The 4,486-nt window shown below is 40.5% G+C and carries 1 protein-coding gene and 1 pseudogene; one reads left to right on the forward strand and one right to left on the reverse strand.

Annotated features, from left to right (window positions below; genetic code table 11):
* Positions 1–662: 662 nt before the first annotated feature.
* Positions 663–1,520 (reverse strand): annotated as a pseudogene (locus CP370_RS08855) (IS982 family transposase).
* A 319-nt stretch (positions 1,521–1,839) separates the two neighbouring features.
* Here CP370_RS08855 and CP370_RS08860 point away from each other — a divergent pair.
* Positions 1,840–4,486: YSIRK-type signal peptide-containing protein (locus CP370_RS08860; RefSeq protein ID WP_369821779.1), on the forward strand; the 2,647-nt coding region annotated here is incomplete at its 3' end.

Raw genomic sequence — 4,486 nt, forward strand, 5'->3', positions numbered from 1 at the left:
GAAAATGTATTCAAATAAAATAAAGTGGATATATTTAACCAATATTTTCTAACATAGATTAATAGTAGCACTATAGATGACTAAACAAATAAAGATGCGAAACACTGTTCTAAAATTGGGCGCGTTGCGAGGCGCTTGGACGTAAAATTTGATTTTTTTCTTCTATTATATGTGCAAAATCTGGAGCGCTTGGAATATTACGGCAATCGAGGGACGGGCAAGCTGCGAAAGCAGCGCAGACCGGGTCTCGTGTATGCTGGGCGTGCGGGATTCTTCGAGGTATACGTTGGCTTTTGGGTTTGACTTGGTTTGTTTGGCTTGTTTGAGGCTTGGTTTGGATGTGGTACTTGTTTGGATGTGGGAACTCGAGGCCCGTCGAGGAAGACGAGCGTTTTAAAAAGAACCGCAAAGAAAAAAGCGCTCGAGCTTATATAGCTGTTGCGCTTTTAAAGGATTGACGTGTTTTTCTTTGAATTCCCAACGAGAAAAATCGTGGGACAAATAACTCCCCTGAAATGGGGACAAATTGCAATATTGGAAGAATGGTTCTTACCACCCATCGAATAACTCCCGCCTTGAAGAAATAACTTTAAGGAATCATTCATCCTTACACAAAACATTTTACAGTCTCGAAATAAAAAATATATAATTTACGCGTGGTGCTAGTTAAATCGTTCTAGACAATATGCCATATTATAAGCTAAAATGGCAACTTCGAGTCTCTCTTGAAAACCTGCAAAACTTCTAGCTCGATTATTTTCAGCGTTGTAGTAAGACAAAAGCGAAAAATCACTCTCGATGGTCCTTCTGAGTGCTATTAAATAGTGCTTATTGTGCTTTTGAGCATTCTTCATATTTTTACGATATGGTGTCCAAAGCGTATAGCCCATTTGCTCTAAGCGTTGATGCAGGTTTTTGCCCAAATATCCTTCATCGCCCAAAAGGTAACGATTGTCAGGATGAGCGTTAGTAATCAGTTCTACTGTTTCATTAGCATCATGAACTGAGGCCTTGGTTACGATATAATCTAGCAAATAGCCGTCGTCGCTAACAATAGCGTGAACCTTAAAACCATAATAATAGATTTTTTTGGTTGCCTTATAGCCAATATCGGCATAGCCGCGAAATATCTTTGCTCGACGATTGCGAATTGGCTGACAGACTGGCACAGGAAAGCTATCAATAATAAAAATGTCGCCTGACAGATCTACTTCCTCATTAAGGCCACGTCGAATTAAATAGATCAATGGCAAAAGCATGCGTGCTCTGCGATTAAAGCGAGAGTGAGATAAATTAACAAGCTTTTCACAAAATCTTCTTTGAGATTCAACGCCCAATGAAGCCTGCCAAATAAGCAAGGCCAGAATAGAACTGTCAGATATTTTACATAGATTGATATTCCGTCTTGCTTTAATGCATCTGGGGCATAAAGTTTGTACAAACAGCGACAAATTATATTTAAACGACTAAAACTAACTTGTGTTAGGATGAGAAAAACGCTTAAGCTTAGGGTAGTTCAATCTAGTCAGACTCTTTTCTATTAATATGTTTACAAGTCGAGTCTAACAAGATTGGACTTTTTTTGTTAACTAAAACGATTTAACTAGCACCACGCGTAAAGGTATAGAAAAATTGGTCTAAAAATTTTATTTATAAAAATAAGATATTATTTGATATCGGTAGTTTGGATTTGTGGTATTATAATAACGAAAGTGATTTATTAAATTGCCTTAGTTGTTTGTAAGGATATAAGTTTTAATAATTATTTTTCGTGTATATTAATTAGTTTCATTTTTTAAATTATTAACTACTAATTAGCATTGAACTTTTGGAGGGGAGATTACAACGAAACGATTAGATTTTTCGGAAACTAAGCGGACACCGCGTTATAGTTTACGTAAGCTTAACGTTGGTGTGGCTTCCGTATTATTAGGAGTAACCATTTTTGGAATTAACTTTACAAATCATTCTGTAAAGGCAGCAACCACAGAAAGCGTTGAAAAATCCAAACAACCTTCAACAGTTGTATTGCCAACTGCTGAACAAACTAAGGGTATTAATGCAATTGGTGCAGTGAAAGTGCCTGATAGTCAAAATGATGCTAATAAGGCCATCGATGCTGCTCTTAACAAGAAGAATAGCGAAATTAATGGAGCAACCAATATTGATCAAACTACTAAAGACAAGTTGAACCAAGCAGCTACTGATGCAGCAGATAAAGCAAAAGAAGCTATCAACAAAGCTACAACAAACAATGATGTAGCTACTGAACAAACTGATACTCAGAAAGCAGCTAGTGCAACAGGAAAAGTTCAACAAAATAGTGCAAGTAACGATGCAACAGCTAATAATTCTACAGAAGCTACGACAACCTTACAATCTGCACCAAAGACGCAAGGTAGCGCTGGCTCGGGCGCGTCTGGTTCGTCAGCGACTGCGGCCAGTCAGAGATCAGAGTCGGCAAACTCGGGCAATGCGACCTCCTCACCGGCCAGCCAAGCGGGGACGGTATCGGCTAACCAGACTTCAAACACCAGTGCGGCTGGTGCACCGGCTTCAAGTGATCAAACCGTGACGGTGGATGAAACTACGCTTCCAGCGACCCAAGCGGCAATGCTGTTGACCAATTTAGCTAGGTTAAAAAATAGTGGGACTGACACTACGCTTCCAGCGACCCAAGCGGCAATGCTGTTTACCAATTTAGCTAGGTTAACAAATAGTGGGACTGACACGACGTTGCCACAGACGTATACCCCAGTGAAACAACCGTTGCTATACGATTACATGCTCCACGGCAGAGATGGCCAGACATGGGTCGATAAGACGGTGGCCAAGGGGGAGACTATCTTTAGCCCAGATTATCCTGGTAATACGCTGGATACGATTTTTGGGACAACTTCAAATCCGGGGATCATTACCAGCCATCCCGACAAGTATTTCTTTGCGGCGTACGTTGATTTTAGTGAACAATATCACCGGGTAATCCTGTTAGCGCGGAGCCAAGCTTCAAGTGATAAAACACTGTACAGCTACACGATTCACACTGGTAGGCAAAAAACTTCCACGACGACGATTAAGCCCGGGGATAGCACCAAAGAGCAATATACTGGGGTCGGTGGGTTCGGTGGCAGTACCCATGATTTAATTTTCCATAACTATGGTGACTCCTTCTCAGTTAAGTTAAGTGGCCGCCTTACAGACGGCTATGGGCTGTTGCCAGTCTTTGATGGGGGCTTATTGGACCCTACGTACGGCTCTAATACTTACGAACAAAATGATGAGGCGGCCAAAACGAAGTCAATCGGTTTCTGGGCAAGTGCGATCCCACAAGAAACTTCGACCAAGGTTAGATACGTGGACCAAGCAACTGGAAAAGACATTCTTCAACCAATGGAAATTAGTGGCTTTGGTTATCAAGGCTTTAAGATTAATGGCGATGCGCCAAAAATTGATGGCTATACTTTAGTAAGCAGCCCTAAGACCCTAGGCTTGTCGTACGAAGATGGTATTATTGCGCCTTATGAGGTAGGTAAAACTTATACGCAATACATTACCGATGATGTTTATGTAAAACAAACTGTTATTGATACTAATGGTACTGTAAGAGCAACTGCATATTACAAGGGACAACCTCTTGGTGCTAGTGCAAGTAAAATTTTAGGCCATGACGATAACAATGATTCAATGAGCTTTACGGCAGGTGGTCAAGGCTACACCTACAATAATCGCATCAACAATGTTGATGCTGCCATGGTTTACTACTACCAAAAAGTTGGTGAAGAAGGTAAAAGTCAACTTCGTGTTCATTATATCGATGTAACTAAGGATACAGACGATAGTCAATATGCTCCTGGCGATGGTGTACCTGCAACTGATCCTATTAGTGGTCAAAAAATGAATCCTCTAACTTATACTGGAAATATTGGGAAGACGACTTATGATTATGCTACTAACGCTAAGATTCCAGAAGGATATGTATTAGTTGGTACTAGTCCAAATATAAAGGGTACTTTTTCAAAAAGTGATCACGATGTCTATATTTATGTAAAAATTGATCGCAATGGTGCCAAGGCTACGATCGAAAACTTAACGCATTTGAATAACGCCCAAAAGCAAGCAGCTGAAGCAGCAATTGATCAAGCTACTGATTTAAATACCATGAATCAAGCAAAGCAAGATGCAAGTACATTGGATCGAGCCATGGGTACTCTAAAGCAGGCTATTACTGATGGTGAAGCAACTCATGGAACTGTTGCGTATGATGAAGCCGATCCTGATAAGAAGTCTACTTTAGATAATGCAATCAAGAACGGTCAAGCTGTTACTGATGCAACAAATGGTAGGAATGCTGACTTAACAACTGTTAAGGATCTTTCTCAAGCTATTGAGAATGCACAAACTGGATTGAATGGTTTAGCAAATACTCAGCAGCAAGCTGACCAAAATATTGAGCAGCTGACCAACTTGTCAGCCGATCAAAAGAAGG

The organism is Lactobacillus sp. UMNPBX19, from assembly GCF_002553805.1.
GTDB lineage: Bacteria > Bacillota > Bacilli > Lactobacillales > Lactobacillaceae > Lactobacillus.